At 70.0% G+C, this 15,765-nt stretch carries 11 protein-coding genes and 1 pseudogene; 7 read left to right on the top strand and 5 right to left on the bottom strand.

Translation table 11 applies throughout. The features are described 5' to 3' along the window. Nucleotides 1-75 precede the first annotated feature (75 nt). Nucleotides 76-960 carry an MBL fold metallo-hydrolase gene (locus ACQ859_RS17645; protein ID WP_431262012.1) on the top strand — a complete coding sequence of 295 codons (885 nt, stop codon included), beginning with the start codon at nucleotides 76-78 and terminating at the stop codon, nucleotides 958-960. Here the strand turns inward: ACQ859_RS17645 and ACQ859_RS17640 are convergent. The 4 genes from ACQ859_RS17640 to ACQ859_RS17625 form a co-directional block, all read right to left on the bottom strand. Next, nucleotides 917-2,275 carry a heavy metal sensor histidine kinase gene (locus tag ACQ859_RS17640; protein ID WP_431262011.1) on the bottom strand — a complete coding sequence of 453 codons (1,359 nt, stop codon included), beginning with the start codon at nucleotides 2,273-2,275 and terminating at the stop codon, nucleotides 917-919. The two genes, ACQ859_RS17645 and ACQ859_RS17640, sit on opposite strands and share 44 nt — an antisense overlap. Beyond that, complete coding sequence (locus ACQ859_RS17635; RefSeq protein ID WP_431262010.1) at nucleotides 2,272-2,976, bottom strand: heavy metal response regulator transcription factor; 705 nt, start codon at nucleotides 2,974-2,976, stop codon at nucleotides 2,272-2,274. Before ACQ859_RS17635 ends, ACQ859_RS17640 begins: the two co-directional genes overlap by 4 nt. 113 nt (nucleotides 2,977-3,089) lie before the next feature. Beyond that, nucleotides 3,090-3,470, bottom strand: coding sequence for a CzcE family metal-binding protein (locus ACQ859_RS17630; protein WP_431262009.1), 381 nt, complete (start codon nucleotides 3,468-3,470; stop codon nucleotides 3,090-3,092). 154 nt (nucleotides 3,471-3,624) lie between these two features. Further along, entirely contained in the window at nucleotides 3,625-5,034 is a 1,410-nt protein-coding gene (locus ACQ859_RS17625; RefSeq protein WP_431262008.1) for an MFS transporter, read from the bottom strand. A 289-nt stretch (nucleotides 5,035-5,323) separates the two neighbouring features. On the opposite strand from ACQ859_RS17625, the gene ACQ859_RS17620 reads away from it, so the two are divergent. The 6 genes and pseudogenes from ACQ859_RS17620 to tagF all read left to right on the top strand — a co-directional run bounded on the left by ACQ859_RS17620 (nucleotide 5,324) and on the right by tagF (nucleotide 14,745). Beyond that, the gene (locus tag ACQ859_RS17620; protein ID WP_431262007.1) at nucleotides 5,324-6,886 is read left to right on the top strand and encodes a methyl-accepting chemotaxis protein; all 1,563 of its coding nucleotides are present in this window, start codon (nucleotides 5,324-5,326) and stop codon (nucleotides 6,884-6,886) included. A 347-nt stretch (nucleotides 6,887-7,233) separates the two neighbouring features. Beyond that, nucleotides 7,234-7,710 carry a type VI secretion system lipoprotein TssJ gene (gene tssJ, locus ACQ859_RS17615; protein ID WP_431262006.1) on the top strand — a complete coding sequence of 159 codons (477 nt, stop codon included), beginning with the start codon at nucleotides 7,234-7,236 and terminating at the stop codon, nucleotides 7,708-7,710. Beyond that, nucleotides 7,707-9,041, top strand: a complete 1,335-nt coding sequence (gene tssK / locus ACQ859_RS17610; protein WP_431262005.1) for a type VI secretion system baseplate subunit TssK — start codon at nucleotides 7,707-7,709, stop codon at nucleotides 9,039-9,041. The genes tssJ and tssK overlap by 4 nt, the downstream gene beginning before the upstream one ends. A gap of 74 nt (nucleotides 9,042-9,115) precedes the next feature. Further along, nucleotides 9,116-10,438, top strand: coding sequence for a DotU family type VI secretion system protein (locus ACQ859_RS17605; protein ID WP_431262004.1), 1,323 nt, complete (start codon nucleotides 9,116-9,118; stop codon nucleotides 10,436-10,438). Beyond that, nucleotides 10,435-14,012, top strand: a pseudogene (tssM, locus tag ACQ859_RS17600) (type VI secretion system membrane subunit TssM). The gene ACQ859_RS17605 and the pseudogene tssM overlap by 4 nt, the downstream one beginning before the upstream one ends. A 22-nt stretch (nucleotides 14,013-14,034) precedes the next feature. Further along, nucleotides 14,035-14,745, top strand: a complete 711-nt coding sequence (gene tagF, locus ACQ859_RS17595) for a type VI secretion system-associated protein TagF (protein WP_431262003.1) — start codon at nucleotides 14,035-14,037, stop codon at nucleotides 14,743-14,745. Nucleotides 14,746-14,821: 76 nt separating this feature from the next. On the opposite strand, the gene ACQ859_RS17590 is transcribed toward tagF, so the two are convergent. Beyond that, a complete protein-coding gene (locus tag ACQ859_RS17590; protein WP_431262002.1) occupies nucleotides 14,822-15,679 on the bottom strand; it encodes a hypothetical protein in 858 nt (285 codons plus the stop codon). Nucleotides 15,680-15,765 lie beyond the last annotated feature (86 nt).

Genomic DNA, 15,765 nt, shown 5'->3' with positions numbered 1-15,765 from the left:
CGGTTACGGCGGTTCCACCTGCGGCGATGGGTATAGTGAATTCCACCGCCACTCCGCCGCGAGCGCCTTTCGGCCATGAGCCCCGATTCCCCTGCCATCACGATCGCCGCCTTCCACGACGAGCGGACCGGCACGGTCAGCTACGTGCTGGCGGATCCGGCGACCCGCCAGGCCGCGATCGTCGACCCGGTCCTCGACTTCGACCTCAAGTCCGGCCGCACCGCAACGACCCAGGCGGACCGCCTGCTCGCGCACGTCGCCGAGGCGGGGCTCACCGTGCAGTGGATCCTCGAGACCCACGCCCACGCCGACCACCTGTCGGCGGCTCGCCATCTGCAGGCGCATGTCGGCGGGCGCATCGCCATCGGCGAGCACATCCGCGAGGTGCAGGCGGTCTTCCGCAAGCTCTACAACCTCGAGCGCGACTTCCTGCCCGACGGCCGCCAGTTCGATCACCTGTTCCGGGACGGCGAGATCTTCCACATCGGCGGCATCGCGGCGCAGGCGATGCTCGTGCCGGGCCACACGCCGGCCTGCATGGCCTACCGCATCGGCGATGCGGTCTTCGTCGGCGACACGATGTTCATGCCCGACGTCGGCACCGCCCGCGCGGACTTCCCCGGCGGCGACGCGGCAACGCTCTACCGCTCGATCCGCGGCCTGCTGGCGCTGCCTCCGGCCACGCGCCTCTTCGTCTGCCACGACTACCCGCCCGACGGCCGCGCGCCGGCCTGGGAGACCACCGTCGCCGATCAGCGCGCCCGCAACATCCACGTCCATGACGGCGTCAGCGAGGCGGAGTTCGTGGCGCTGCGCACCGCGCGCGACGCGCGGCTCGAGGTCCCGACGCTGATCCTGCCCTCGATCCAGATCAACATCCGCGCCGGGCAGCTGCCACCGGCGGAGGACAACGGCGTCAGCTACCTGAAGATTCCGTTGAACACGCTGAGCCGGCAGTGAGCACGAGGCCGATGCGCGTGACGCCGCCGGAGGACGTCGCGCAAGGCTCGCCGTCGTGCATGCGCGCGACCGCCGCGACGATGGCCAGTCCCAGTCCGTGGTGTCCCTGCGGCAGCGGGCCCGACGAGCGCGCCGGATCCGCTCGGTAGAAGCGGTCGAACAGCCGCGGCAGATGCGCCGCGGCGATCGCCACGCCTTCGTTCTGGACCTCGACCGCGATGCGTCCGTCATCGCGACGCTCGATGCGGACCAGCACCGTCGACCCGGACCGCGCATAACGCGTGGCGTTCCCCAGCAGGTTCGACACGGCCCGGCGCAGCAGCCCCGCATCGACCGCGGCCCGCGCGTCACCGCGCACGTCGGCGCTCAGGCCGGCCTCCTGGAGCGCCGCATCGTGGTAGTCCAGCACATCCCACGCGAGCGCCGCGAGCGACACCGGCGCGCCTCGCCGCGCCGCCTGCCCCCGTTCGGCCTGGGACAGGAACAGCATGTCGGCCACGATGCCCGCCATGCGCCGCAGGTCCTCGAGGTTGGAGGCGATCACCTCGCGCAGTTCCTCGACGGGACGCGGTCGACGCAGCGCGAGCTCGCAACTGCCGATCAAGGTCGACAGCGGCGTGTTGAGTTCGTGCGCCACGTCGGCATTGAAGGCCTCCATCTGTCCGTAGGCCACGGTCAGCCGGTCCAGCAGGGCATTGAACTGTCCGATCAGCGGCTGCAGCTCCTCCGCCTGAGCGGCGCCGTCCAGACGCCGGTCCAGCCGCTGCGCGCTGACCTGCGCCGTCTGTGCCACCAGGCCGCGCAGGGGCGTCAGTCCCAGCCGCACGAGCCAGGACGCCCCCGCCGAGACGACCGCCGCGCCGCCCAGCGCCGTCAGCGCCAGCGTCCACGCCAGCCGGCGCAGCAGGTCCTGGTCGCGCTGCTGGTCGAAGCGCATGACTGCGGTCCCGGTGCCGCCCAGTTCATCGGGCAGGCGCAAGGCGAAATCCACGCGGCGCGTGTGCGCCGGCGGCGGCAGGGCCCGCGCGGTCCGGTAGAGCGTCCGGCCGTCGCGCGCGGAGACGATCAGCGAGAGTTCGTCATGGCCAGCCAGGAAATCGTTGAGCAGGTGCTGCACGTCGGTCGCGTCGTGCGCGCCGCGCGCTTCGTTCAGCAGGCCTTGGACGGCGGCCTGCTTCTGAGTCAAGGTCTCGAGCTGCCGCTGCGACAAGGTCAGCGCGATCACCAGGTAGACGACGACGCCCACCACGCCGAGCCCCGCCATGGTCTGCAGCGCCAGCCAGCGTGACAGCCGGCCGCGCAGGCTCACGCTCATCGGAGCGGGGCGCCGTCGTCGTCCGGACGCGCCTCCAGGACGTAGCCCATCCCGCGCACCGTGTGCAGCAGCGGCCGGTCGAACGGCACGTCGAGCTTGCCGCGCAGGCGCCGCACGGCCACCTCGACGACGTTGGTCTCGCTGTCGAAGTTCATGTCCCAGACCTGCTCGGCGATCTCCGTGCGGGACAGCACTTCGCCCTGGCGGCGCACCAGCAGGCTGAGCAGGCTGAACTCCTTGGCGGTCAGGTCCAGGCGCTGTGCCGCACGGAACGCCTTGCGCCGTAGCAGGTCGACCTCCAGGTCGGCGACGGTGAAGCGGGTCGCCTCGACCGCGGTGCGCGCGCCGTGGCGGCGCAGCAGCACGTCGATCCGGGCGACCAGTTCCGAGAACGCGAAGGGTTTGACCAGGTAGTCGTCCGCCCCGCCCTGCAGGCCGCGGACGCGGTCGTCGACCTGGGCGCGAGCGGTGAGCATCAGCACCGGCACCGCGCTCGACTGCCGCAGCGCCGCCAGCAGCGCGAACCCGTCGATGCCCGGCAGCATCGCGTCGAGCACGACCAGGTCGTACCCGCCGGTCGACGCCAGGTGCAGGCCGTCGACGCCGTCATGCGCCAGGTCCACGACATGGCCCTCTTCGCCCAGGCCCTTGCGCAGGTAGGCCGCGAGCTTGGGTTCGTCCTCGACGACCAGCAGTCTCATCTCGTGTCCGCATCGCTTGCAAAGACAGGATCATGCCCGGCCGGACCTTCGACTTCCCGAAGGCCCGACGTCGGCGGCGCCGTCGACGCGCGCGCCGCCAGTTGCGCCCCCGGTCAGCTTCGCTCGCCGTCGTTGCGTTCGACGAAGACCCACAGCGGCCGGTCCGTGAAGCCCGCCGGCGCGAGCGAACGCAGGTCCACCGCGCGGTGGCCGACCGACTCGAAGGTCCAGGCGAAGGACTTGTCGCCGTTGCGGAACTGGATGGTCTCGCCGCAGACGATGTTCAGCTCGCCGGCGCCCGCCTGGGCCAGATCGACCACGCGGTCCGGCTTCGCCGCCGAGGGCATGCCGTGCACGGAACGGCCGTTGGCGAGCGTCGAGGGGGCGGTCCCGGAAGAGGCCGGGGCGGAAGCGGCGGAGGCCTGCGCGCCGGCGGCGATCAGCAGCGCGGTGGCGGCCAGGACGAAGGACGGGGCGGAGAAGGAACGGGACATGAGGCACTCCTGCAGTCATCTCGACGCGACCGGAGCCCCGGCGGGGCCTCGTCGGCACGCGTCTCGGGAATGGACTGTAGGAAGGGCCGCCCGTCCGTCCGCTGGCGGGAAGATGACATCCGCGTCATCTGGCGATGACGCCGGATCGGGCGCCTCAATGCGCCCCGGCCGCGCCGCCGCGGTCCTCCTGGGCACTGACCGCCACCGGGAACGGCGCCAGCCACGCCAGCACGATCGGCGGGATCGAGAACACCAGCACCCAGCCGAAGAAGCTCGCGTAGTGCTGCCCCACGCCCGCATACAGCCAGCCGCTGACGCTGCCCGTGGCCCACTTGGTCAGCGCCATCACGCCGGTGGCCATCGCGTAGTGGGTCATCTTGAAGGGCCCCGGCGCGATCTGCTGCATCATGTACAGCATGTGCCCGACGGAGCCCATGCCGAAGCCGAACTTCTCGATGGCGACCACGGCGCCGATCCACCACAGGTCCGTTGGCAGGGCGTGGCTGAGGTAGTAGTAGGTCAGGTGCGGCAGGTTGAGCGCGATCGCCAGCAGCAGGAACGAGCGCCGCAGCGTCATCTTCGCGGCGATGAAGCCGCCCAGGAACGCGCCCGCGATGAACGCGATCGTGCCGGCGCTGCCGTAGATGTGGCCCAGCGCCGCGTTGTCCAGCCCCAGCCCGCCTGCCGCGCGTGGATCCAGCAGGAACAGCGGTCCGAACTTCTCGATGAAGCCTTCGCCGAAACGGTAGAAGAACACCACCGCCAGCATCATCCAGATCGACGGCTTCTGGAACAGCGTGATCCAGGATTCCCGCAGCGACACCATCGCGCTGGACAAGTCCTGACCCTGCACCGCCGACGGCGCGCCCGGGGGCAGCACGCGCAGATGCCACAGCCCGAAGCCGCCCATCATCGCGGCCGCGCCCAGCATCACCGCCATCCAGCACTGCACCCAGGTCCAGCCCAGCGCGCCGTGCAGCCAGCCGGTCAGCGACACCAGCAGCCCCGAAGCGACCACCGCCCCCAGGTTCCAGCACATGCCTTGCAGGCCGGCGTAGCGCGCCTGCTCGCGCGGGCTCATCGTCGTCATGAACACGCCGTCGGCCACGATGTCCTGCGTCGCCGAGGCGAAACCGGTGATCCAGAAGAAGGCCAGCGATGCGCGGAAGAAGCCGTCCAGCGGCAGGCAGAACGCGACGGCGCCGATCGACGCCATCATCAGGAACTGCATCGTGATCACCCACCAGCGCTTGGTCCGGTAGGGTTCCAGCAGCGGCGACCACAGCGGCTTGAGCACCCACGGCAGGTACATCTGCGAGGTGTAGAGCGCGATGTCCTCGTTGGACACGCCCAGGTTCTTGTAGAGGATGGCGGCGACCAGCCCGACCAGCACGTTGGGCAGGCCCATCGCCAGGTACACGGACGGCACCCAGGTCAACGGATGCCGGGCGTGGACCGGCGTTGCCCCACCATCCGACGGTTCCGCCGACGTTCCCCCCGCCGGCACGCCCTCCGCGCGGGCAGGCGCGCCGGCACCGGCGACCCGGGATAGATCTGCACTCATCGATTTGTCTCCTCTTATGCCCGAAGCATAGAACACGTTGACAACGTTGTCATACCCGGGCAATTGCGGAGACGGCGACCGCGTCCTCACCGGGACCTTCGAAACGGCGTGCGGGTCGTGCGCCGTACGGTTCCCTTCTCTGGCGTGAACGACTGCGCGGCAGGTCGCCGGACGTGGGGACGAAGTCCTCACGCCCCGTTCAGGGGCCCCTCACGGACAGGTTTCTGAAGGCTGTCGGGCGCAACCTCGGTACACCTCTCGTAACACCCGGCCTCCCCCGGTCACGACCATGTCCATCCTCCGCAACTTCCGCATCGGCAAACGCCTGGCGCTGGCTTTCGCCGCCGTGCTGGTGCTGCTGTGTTTCATCGCTGCGTTCGGCATCCAGCAGATGCGCCGCATCAATGACAACGTGCAGGACCTGAACACCAACTGGCTGCCCAGCGTCGCCAAGCTGGCCGACATGCAGGCTGCGGCCAACGAGACGCGCCGCCTGTCGCTGCGCGGCGCGCTGGAGATCGACGAGGGCGCGCGCGCCGCGCTCGTGAAGCAGCACGACGCCTCGGTCCAAGCGTTCGACAAGGCCGCCGGCGCATACGAGCCGTCCATCAGCGGCGACAAGGAACGGCAGCTCTACGGCCAGATCCGCGACGCGTGGAAGGCCTACCTCGACGCCGACACCGAGATGCAACGCGCCATCGCCGGCGGCGAGGCGCAGCATGAGACAGCCCGCAAGCTGGCCGGCGGGCGCTCCTCCGCCCTGTTCACCGCACTCGCCAAGGCCGTCGACCTCGACGTGGCCTACAACCGCGACGGCGGTGACCAGGCCGCCAAGGATGCGGCCACCTCCTATGCCAACGGCCTGCGCGTGACGCTGGGCGTCGTGGCCGTCGCGCTGGCGATCGGCATCACCCTGGCACTGCAGGTCACGCGTTCCATCACCACCCCGATCGCCCAGGCCGTCCGCGCGACCGAGGACGTCGCCGCCGGCGACCTCACCGTGCAGATCCATGCCGAAGGCCGTGACGAGCCCGCGGACCTCCTGCGCGCCATGGGGCGCATGGTGGAACAGCTCGGTCGCCTGGTCGGCCAGGTGCGCGACAGCAGCGAGAGCATCGCCAACGGCTCCAAGGAGATCGCCCAGGGCAACGCCGATCTGAGTTCCCGCACCGAGACGCAAGCCAGCAGCCTGCAGCAGACGGCGGCCTCGATGGAGGAACTGACCAGTTCCGTGGCCCAGAACGCCCAGTCCGCGGGCCAGGCCAGCCGCATGGCCGCTGACGCCTCGGGGGCCGCCGGCGAAGGCGGTCATGCCGTCAGCGCCCTGGTCGAGACCATGCAGGGCATCAGCGACGCCTCGCGCCGCATCGGCGACATCATCGGCACGATCGACGGCATCGCCTTCCAGACCAATATCCTTGCCTTGAACGCCGCCGTCGAAGCGGCCCGGGCCGGCGAGCAGGGTCGCGGCTTCGCGGTCGTGGCGTCCGAGGTGCGCGCGCTGGCGCAGCGTTCGGCGGCTGCGGCCAAGGAGATCAAGGACCTGATCCAGGCCAGCACCCAGCGTGTGGACACCGGCGCGCGCCAGGCGCAGAGCGCCGGCGAGGTCATGCAACGGGTGGTGGCGCAGGTCGGCCAGGTCGACACCCTGATCCGCGAGATCTCCGCCGCCACGCAGGAGCAGAACGGCGGCATCCAGCAGGTCGGCGACGCCGTCACCCACCTGGACCAGGTCACTCAGCAGAACGCGGCCCTGGTGGAGGAAAGCGCCGCCGCCGCCGAAAGCCTCAACGGCCAGGCCCAGCAACTGGCGAAGCTGGTCAGCCAGTTCCGGGTCGGCGCCATGGCCTGACCAGCGAACCTCCCGTTCCCCTCTCCCACCGTCCTCGGTCGCAAAACCGTTGAAGTACGGTGGTGGTTGGGGACGGCTGGTCGCGGGGTTCTGGCGCTTGACGCCAGGGCCCTGCGACCTGGCGGCCAACGCCCCGACCTCCGGAGTAGCCTCCCCGGCCAACGCCCGTACCTCCAAAGGAGCGCTCTCGCCGAGGCCGCCCGATTACCTAAGTCACCACCCCGAGCGCCCCCCGCTGGCTATCCTTTCTTCAGGTCAAGAAGGACAACCAGATGCTCACGCCGCGTTCGGGACACCAAAACCCCCTCTCCCTCACTCGCAGGGCCGCCGTCGCGGCCCCGTTGGCCTTGGGGGCGTTGCTCGCCCTGGGCGCCTTGGGGGGCTGCTCGTCCCTCGACAAGATCAACCCGTTCTCCAGTTCGGACAAGCCGACGGAGGTGACCAAGGGCAGCATCCAGGCCTCGGCCCAGGTGAACCCGAGCGTCACCAAGCGCCCGTCCCCGCTGCTGGTGCGGGTGTATGAGCTGAAATCGGACGTCGGCTTCAATGCGGCCGACTTCGTCAGCCTGTACCAGAAGGACCAGACCGAACTGGGCACCGAGCTCGTTTCCCGCGAGGAGATGACGCTGCAGCCCGGCGAAGCGCGTCCGTGGACGAAGAAGACGCTGTCGCCCGAGACGCGCTTCGTCGCGGTCTTCGCCGCCTACCGCGACCTGGAGCGTGCGCGCTGGCGCGCGGTGGTGCCGGTCGTCGTCGGCAGGAAGCAGGAGATCCTGATCCAGGCCGACGAGCTGTCGGTGAGCGCGACGGTCAGGCTGCCGTGAGCTGGCACAGCAAGGTCATCTGGTCGCAGGGCATGTTCCTGCTGCCGCACCATTTCCAGCAGGAGACGCGCTACCTCGAGCACCTGGTGGACAGCCGCGCCCGCGCCCTGGCGCCGCACGGCTGGGGCTTCACCGAACTGGTCCTCGACGAGGCGCTGCTGAGCGTCGGCCGGCTGGGCATCGTGCGCGCGAGCGGCGTGCTGCCCGACGGCACCCCGTTCCAGATCCCGCAGGCGGACGCCGCGATGGCGCCCCTGGAAGTGCCGGCGGACCTGAAGGGCGACATGGTCGTCCTGGCCGCGCCGATCGCCCGCCCGGGCACCGACCAGGTCGCCTTCAACGGCCACGATGCCGGCGAGCTGCACCGCTATCACGTCGTCGACCAGGACCTGCGCGACCAGACCAGCGCCGGCGACGAACCCGAACCCGTCCAGACCGGCGCGCTGACCTTGCGCCTGCTGCCCGCCCGCGAGCTCAACGACGCCTATGCCGCGCTCGGCGTGGCCCGCATCGCGGAGCGCCGCGCCGACCAGCAGCTGGTGCTGGACCGCAGCTACATCCCGCCGCAGACCCGCATCGACGCCAGCGGCCACCTGTCCGCCATGGCCTCGCTGCTGCACGGGCTGGTGCGCCAGCGCGCGCAGCTGCTGTCGTCGCGCATGGGCCAGCTCGGCAACGGCGTGTCCGAACTCGCGGACTTCCTGATGCTGCAGGCGCTGAACCGCGCCGACCCGCTGTTCCGCCAGCACGCGGCCTCCCCGCACGTGCATCCGGAAACGCTGCACCGCGACTGCCTGCAACTGGCCGGCGACATGGCCACCTTCGTCAGCGACTCCCGGCTGGCGTCCGAATACCCGCTGTATCGCCACGACGACCTGCGCGGCAGCTTCGCCCCGCTGCTCGAGGACCTGCGCCGCATGCTCAGCGTCGTGCTGGAGCGCAACGCGCTGCAGATCGACCTGACCGAGCGCACCCACGGCGTGCGCACCGCCATCGTCCCCGACGCCGACCTGCTGCGCAGCGCGAGCTTCGTCATCGCGGTCAACGCGCAGGTGGCGGCGGAACAGCTGCGCCAGCGCTTCCCCGCGCAATCCAAGCTCGGCCCGGTGGACCGCATCCGCGACCTCGTCAACCTGCAGCTGCCCGGCATCAGCCTGCGCGCGCTGCCGGTGGCGCCGCGCCAGCTGCCGTTCCACGCGGGCTTCCACTATTTCGAGCTGGACCGCGGCGGCGACCTCTGGAAGCAGCTCGAGCGCAGCGGCAGCCTGGCGCTGCACGTGGCCGGCGATTTCCCCGGACTGGAACTGGAGCTCTGGGCCATCCGTCAGTGACCGCCGTCCGCGGCGACACCAGGCCCCGTCCCCCTCCTCCACCGATTCAAGACAAGTAACCTCCGGGAGCCGGCATGGACCCCTCCGCGCTCAACGATCCGTTCGCAGGCTTCGACGATCAGCGCACCTTCATCAAGCCCCGTCCGGGTGGCGCGCAGGCGCCGCGCGGTGCCTCGCCGTCACCCGACTCCGTGCAGCCCGACGCCGCTCCGCCGGCCGCCGGGCTGAACCCGTTGCTGACGCTGGCCAACCCGCTGCTGCTGCTGGTGCCGCAACTGCGGGCGACGCGCCGCGTGGACGACGTCGCGGTGCTGCGCAACAACCTCGCGCAGGGCATCCGCGACTTCGCGGCCCGCGCGGCCGCCGCCGGCATCCCGCCGGAGCGCGTCATGGCCACGCGCTACGTGCTCTGCACGATGATCGACGAGGCCTGCGCCGACACCCCGTGGGGCGGTTCCGGCGTCTGGGCGCGTCACAGCCTGCTGTCGATGTTCCACAACGAGACTTGGGGCGGCGAGAAGGTCTTCCAGCTGATGGCCCGTCTGGCCGAGAAGCCCGAGGCCAACCGCGACCTGCTCGAACTGATCTACGCCGCGTTGACGCTGGGTTTCGCCGGTCGCTACCGCGTGATCGACAACGGTCCGGCGCAGCTGGAGGCGGTGCGTGACCGCCTCGCGCAGATCCTCAAGCAGCAGCGCGGCGACTATCCCGCGGCGCTGGCGCAGCACTGGCAGGTCGAGGCCATCACGCAGCGCCGCCACATCGGCTGGCTGCCGCTGGCGGCGACCGCGGCGCTGACGGCGCTGCTGCTGGTCGGCGTCTACCTGTCGCTGACGCTGTCGCTGGCGGAGCGCTCCGACCCGGTGTTCGGTCAGATCCAGGGCCTGCGCCTGTCGCCGCCCGTGGTCGCGCCCCCGCCGCCGCCGGCCAAGCCGCGGCTGGCTCAGTTCCTGCAAGCCGACATCAAGGCCAACCTGGTCACGGTCCGCGACGAGGTCGACCGCAGCGTCGTGATCATCCGCGGCGACGGCCTGTTCGCCCCGGCCAGCGCGACGATCGTGCCGGAGCGCGAAGCGCTCATGGGACGCATCGCCGACGCGCTGACGCAGGTCCAGGGCACCGTGCTGGTGACCGGCCACAGCGACAACACGCCGATCCGCACGGCGCGTTTCCCGTCCAACTGGCACCTGTCCGAGGAGCGCGCGAACACCGTGCGCGAACTGCTGATCGCGCGCCGCGTCGCGCCCGAGCGCATCCGCGCCGAGGGCCGCGCCGAGGCCGAGCCGGTCGCGCCGAACGACACGCCCGCCAACCGCGCGCTGAACCGGCGCGTCGAAGTCAGTCTGATGGTCAATGGCCGGGCGCCTGAAGCGCCGGCGCGCGGAGCTTCCCGATGAAACGCGTCCTGGGATGGATTTTCAACCGCTGGGTGCTCCTGGCGGTGCTGGTGCTCGCCGTCGCGCTGCTGATCTGGATCGTCGGCCCGCTGGTGGCCGTCGGCGAGGCACGCCCGCTCGACACCGAACGCTCGCGCTGGATCACGATCGGCGTGCTCGTGCTGATCGTCGCGCTGTGCATCGCCTGGAGCCGCTGGCGCGCCAAGCAGGGCAACAGCGCCGTCGTGAACCAGCTGCTGCAGCAGCCCGCCGGGGACGCGCCCGAGCGCGAGACCGCCGACATGCTGGCCGTGCGCGAGCGTTTCCGCCAGGCGCTGCAGATGCTGCAGCGCTCGCGCTTCGGCGCGGAAGGCTCGGCAGGGTTCGGCGCCAAGCTGCGGTCTCGCTTCGGTGGCCGTTATCTCTATGAGCTGCCCTGGTACCTGATCATCGGCGCGCCCGGTTCGGGCAAGACCACGGCGCTGCGTCACAGCGGGCTGAACTTCCCGCTGGCCGACCAGATGGGCGACCACGCGATCCGCGGCGTCGGCGGCACGCGGCACTGCGACTGGTGGTTCACCGACCAGGCCGTGCTGATCGACACCGCCGGCCGCTTCACGACGCAGGACAGCGATCCCACCAACGACAAGGCGACCTGGAGCGGTTTCCTGCAGATGCTGCGCCGCTCGCGCCCGCGCCAGCCGATCAACGGCGCGCTGGTGACGGTGTCGGTCACCGACCTGCTGTCGCGCAGCCCGTCGGAGCGCGCCCAGCATGCCGCGACCGTGCGCGCCCGCGTGCAGGAACTGCAGAAGGACCTGGACATCCGCTTCCCGGTCTACCTGCTGGTCACCAAGGCCGACCTGCTGTCGGGCTTCATGGACTACTTCGCCACGGCCGACAAGGACCAGCGCGCGGCGCCGTGGGGCTTCACCTTCCCGCGCAGCAGCACCTCGCCGCTGGCCGGCTACGGCGCGGAGTTCGACGCCCTCGAGCAGCGTTTGCAGAACGGCCTGATCGACCGGCTCCAGGCCGAGCGCGATCCGCAGCGCCGCGCCCGCATCTACGGCTTCCCGGCGCAGTTCGCCAGCCTGCGCGGCCTGCTGGCCGAGTTCGCCGAGGGCGTCTTCGCGCCCTCCCCTACGAGGCGCAGCCGCTGCTGCGCGGCGTGTACTTCGTCAGCGGCACGCAGGAAGGCACGCCGATCGACCGCGTGCTCGGCTCGGTCGCGCGCAGCTACCAGATCGAGAACGCGGTGCTGGCGCCCAACCAGGCCAGCGGTCGCAGCTACTTCCTGAACCGCCTGCTGAGCGAAGTCGTCTTCGCCGAAGCCGGCCTCGGCGGCACGCATCGCGGCTGGGAACGCCGCCGCAACGCGCTGGCGCTGGGCGGGTACGCGGTGGTCGCGATCGCCGGCATCGGCCTGCTCACGGCCTGGACCGTCAGCTACTTCAACAACAAGAAGTACCTGGAGCAGACCTCGGCCCGCGCGGACCAGGTCCGCGAGCTGCTGCAGGCCACGCCCAACCGCGCGAGCGCCGACCTGCTGCCGATCCTGCCCGCGCTGCAGGCCACGCGCGCGCTGGCCGCGGTCGACGACCACGTGCCGTGGACGATGCGCCTGGGCCTGTTCCAGGGCAAGAAGCTCGACAGCGCCGCGCGGGCGTCCTACCAGCGGATGCTGGGCGACGCGGTGCTGCCGCGCCTGGTGCTGCGCATCGAGGAACAGCTGCGCCAGGGCGCGGCGACGCCCGTCACGCTGTACGAGGCGCTCAAGGCCTACGTGATGCTGCACGACCCGCAGCACTTCGATGCCCCGGCGTTGAAGCAGCACATCGAAAGCGACTGGGAGACCACGCGCCGCGAGCTCACGCCCGACCAGCGCGCAGCGCTCGGCGCCCACCTGGACGCGCTGCTGTCGCAGGGCGGCATCGCCTCGCCGCTGCCGGAGGACGCCTCGCTGCTGACCTCGGTGCGCACGCAGCTCGCGACGCAGCCGCTGCCGCAGCGGATCTACAACCGGCTGCGCGCGCAGGGCCTGGGCAGCGAGTACCCCGACTTCACCGTCGCGCGCGCCGGCGGCCACAACGCGCCGCTGCTGTTCACGCGGGCCAATGGCGCGCCGCTGACGCAGGGCGTGCCGGGCTTCTTCACCCGCGACGCCTACCTGCGCGGCTTCCAGCCCCGCGTCGGCCAGGTCGCGGACGAACTGGCGGCGGAAGAGCCCTGGGTGCTCGGCGTCGCCGCCGCGCCGAAGAATCCGCAGGACCTCGTACGCGCCAACGCGCCGCTGGTCGACGACGTCCGCCGGCTCTACCTGAACGACTACGCGGCCTCGTGGGAGTCCTTCCTCAACAGCGTGAAGCTGCTGCCGATGGCCACGGTGCCGCAGTCGGTGGAGCGCTCGCGCATGCTGTCCGCGCCGGACAGCCCGCTGGGGCCGTTCCTGCGGGCGGCCTCGCGGGAGACCACGCTGGCGCAACCCGGCAACGCGATCGAGAACGCCGAGCGCCGCGCCGCGGACCTGGTGCAGCAGACACGCGAAAAGGTGGCGGGCATCTTCTCCGGCAAGCCGGGTCAGCAGAACCCGGCGGACCCGAACGCGCCGCGCATCGAGAACATCGTCGACGACCGCTTCGTGGGCCTGCGCAGCATGGTCACGGCCCCGCCCGGCGGCGGCAAGGCGCCGCTGGACGAGACCGTCGGCCTGATCGCCGAGGCCAACATCATGCTGACGGCCGCCGATTCGGCGCTCAAGGGCGGCAGCGCCCCGCCGCCGTCGCCGGTGCCGACGCGCCTCAAGGCCGCCGCCGCGATGAGCCCCGAGCCGCTGCGCACGATGCTCGACGACCTCGGCAGCAGCAGCGCCCGCGTCTCGCAGGGCGCGATGCGCCAGAACCTCGGCATGGAGGTGCGCTCCCAGGTCGGCGAGTTCTGCAACCAGGCCGTGGCCGGACGTTACCCGCTGGACCGCAACTCGTCGCGCGACGCGACGCAGGCGGACTTCGCCATGCTGTTCGGCCCCGGCGGCAAGATCGACCAGCTGTTCCAGCAGAAGCTCGCGCCCTACGTCGACACGACGACGCGGCCGTGGAAGTTCCGCGCGGTCGAGGGCACGCCGCTGGGCGGCGACGTCGGCACGCTGCCGCAGTTCCAGCGCGCGCAGGCGATCAAGGAGACCTTCTTCCCCGGCAGCGCCACGCCGTCGCTGCGGCTGGACTTCAAGCCGATCGAGATGGACACCACGATCCAGCAGTTCATCCTGGACGTGGACGGCCAGATCGTGCGCTACAGCCACGGCCCGCAGATCCCGACCTCGGTGCAGTGGCCGGGACCGCGCGGCAGCTCGCAGGTGCGGGTGCAGCTGAGCCCGGTCAGCGCGAGCGGCTCCTCGGGCCTGGTCAACGACGGACCGTGGGCGCTGTTCCGGCTGTTCGACCGCGTCAAGATCGAGAAGACCAGCGCGCCCGAGCGCTTCAAGGCCACCTTCGAGATCGAGGGCCGCAAGGCGGTCTTCGAAGTCACCGCCAGCAGCGTCCGCAACCCGTTCCGGCTGCCGGAGCTCAACGAGTTCCGCTGCCCGGGCGGCCTGTGAACCGCATCAGGAGAACCCGACCATGAGCGCGCTGCCCGAAGCCCTGAATGCCGCCGGCGATGCCGTGCCCGGCTGGTACGGCAAGGTCGCCGCGCTGGGCGACTTCGCCCAGCGGCGGCTGCCGCAACATTGCGTGCAGCATTGCGACACCTGGCTGTCCGGGATGATGCAGGACCTGCCGAAGACGCTCGGCCCACGCTGGCTCGACACCTACCTGACCGCCCCGGTGCTGCGCTTCGCCTGGGCGCCGGGCGTCGTCGACATGAAGTGGTGGTTCGGCGTGCTGATGGCCAGCTGCGACAACGTCGGCCGCTACTTCCCGCTGGTGATCGCGCAGCCGCGCACGCAGCCGCCGGTGGACCGCGCCGGGCTGGATCACCTGGACCGCTGGTACACGGTGCTGGCCAACGCGGCCATGCGCACGCTGGACGACACGGCGACCGTGAACTCGCTGGAGGCCGCGCTGGCCGCGGCCCCGCCCTGGCCGGCCAGCCACGCCGCGACCCTGCCCGCGCCGGAGAACGCGGTGCAATGGGTCAGCTACACCGCGCCGGCGAGCCTGCTCACGGCGGCGGTGCCGATGCTGGCGGCGGGCGAGCTGCTGGAGCGCCTGGCCGGCTGCACGGTGTGGTCGCCCAACCCCGAGCCCGGCGAGCAGGTCCACATGCGCTGGGGGCCGGGGCTGCCTTATGTCGAGGCGTTTGCGGCGTTGCTGACGAAGAAGTCGAGCTGACGCTGTGAGCCGGGCGGCGAAATCGAATTTGAGGCGTTCGCTTTGCCAAGCATCGGGGAAACGCCCTAGATGTCAGCTACATCGCACTTCTTATAAGTGACGTTGCGTTGAACACGATCAATTCACCAGGTGCCAGTGCATTGGGGTGTTTGCCGACCGGTCCATCACATTGGGACGACACCAGTTCGATTGGAACGTCCTTAGGCAATCCCGCTCTTAGCATCGGATCACCCGGCGAGGCCAGAACGGCCATCTGCGGCACATAACCGACCTCCTGCCCCGCGATATACCATTTGTGGCTCGGAAATCTGGATGCCCGGCCAAAGAACTTGTAGTTGTATTTCCCCAACTCCACCAAGGCAAACTCATGCCAAACCCAGGGGACATGAAACTTCGAGCCTGCTTTCTCGATACCCACCTCGTCCGTATACCGCCCTGCCCTAAATTTCAACAGCGCGTTAACTATCACCCTAAAATCATTCCCACCATGTCTGTGAATGTCATCGGCCAAGACTGAATGGCGATGGAGCTTGCCTGAAACAATCGACGATTGCTGGTGCTTCTCCCCCTCGTGGAACTCCTTGTCTGTTGTGAGCCATGCCACCAGCGCCGTCATCTTTTCCACGGAATAGTTGACACCAAGAATCTGCGCATCAAAGGGCGGCGTGTACCCAGGATCGCTGAGATCGCCGCCGACCTCTCGAAAAACCGCGCCCTCCGCCGTTTTCACAAGCCGAGAAGCTGAGAGTCCGCGGTAATGTTTTTTCGCAATCGTGCTCGCCCTGACGAAAGGTCCTGTCGGACGAGGATTGGAAGTCGCGCGAAGCCCCAGGGCAACCGCGCTTTCCCAATCGAATATCGGTTTATAGAACGCGGGCTGAGGGATGTTTTCGATATCAATCCAACTGACGCAGGCGATTTCTATTGAAGCCATCGGACGCCCTCCACGCGCGCGCAAGATATAAGCACGACGATGGCATAGCGTTCCAACACCGGCAAGCAGACGAGCCCGTCTGCCCG

The organism is Roseateles chitinivorans (genome assembly GCF_050632235.1).
Taxonomy (GTDB): domain Bacteria; phylum Pseudomonadota; class Gammaproteobacteria; order Burkholderiales; family Burkholderiaceae_C; genus Roseateles; species Roseateles chitinivorans_A.
The sequence above is the reverse complement of the archived record's forward strand: the minus strand, read 5'-3'. Positions and strand labels throughout refer to the sequence as shown.